Origin of the sequence: Kitasatospora nipponensis (genome assembly GCF_039528135.1) — a bacterium.
Classification (GTDB): domain Bacteria; phylum Actinomycetota; class Actinomycetes; order Streptomycetales; family Streptomycetaceae; genus Kitasatospora; species Kitasatospora nipponensis.
Genome location: NZ_BAAALF010000859.1, coordinates 1 through 617, shown reverse-complemented (window position 1 = coordinate 617; position 617 = coordinate 1). Strand labels below are relative to the sequence as shown.

Genomic DNA, 617 nt, shown 5'->3' with positions numbered 1-617 from the left:
GTCCGGGTCACTGATGCTGGCCAGTACGGCCCGGTTCGCCGCGCCGCCCTCGTTGGGTGTCCGGTTGCTGAATCCGTCGTTGCCCGCGCTCACCACGACCACCACCCCGCTTGCGGAGAGCAGGTTGACCTCCCGGCAGAGCGGGCTCTGGCCGCAGGCGTAGTCGCGGGCGTCCCAGGTGCAGCCGAAGCTCAGGTTGGCGCCGTGGATGACCAGCAGCTGGCCGCCGGTGTTGACCGTCTCGCGGATGTAGTAGAGCGCCTTGATGACGGCACTGGAAGAGGTGATCAGATTCTCGCCGTCCAGGGCCAGCACCTTGAGACTGACCAACTGTGCGCGCGGGGCGATTCCGGCCAGCGTGTGGTCCTCGTTCAGCTCGCGGGTGGTCCAATGGGGCAGACCGTCCGGCTGGCGCTCGGTGCGGCCGATCAGCGGCTGCGTGTCGTCGGGCAGCTCGCCGGCGATGATGCCCGCGACGTGGGTACCGTGTCCGACGGGGTCGGTCAGCGGTGAGTCGGCCGGTGCCGCCGACTGGTCCCGGGCGACCAGGTCGGTGAAGTCGCGGTGCAGTGGCTTGACCCGGCCCTCCAGGGTGCCGGTCGCGAAGTGCGGGTGGT

The 617-nt window shown here is 69.9% G+C and carries 1 protein-coding gene; it reads right to left on the bottom strand.

Annotated elements, in window-relative coordinates:
* Positions 1-617, bottom strand: a 617-nt coding sequence (locus tag ABD323_RS43730; protein WP_344447575.1) for a S8 family serine peptidase, incomplete at both ends; no start/stop codon positions are given.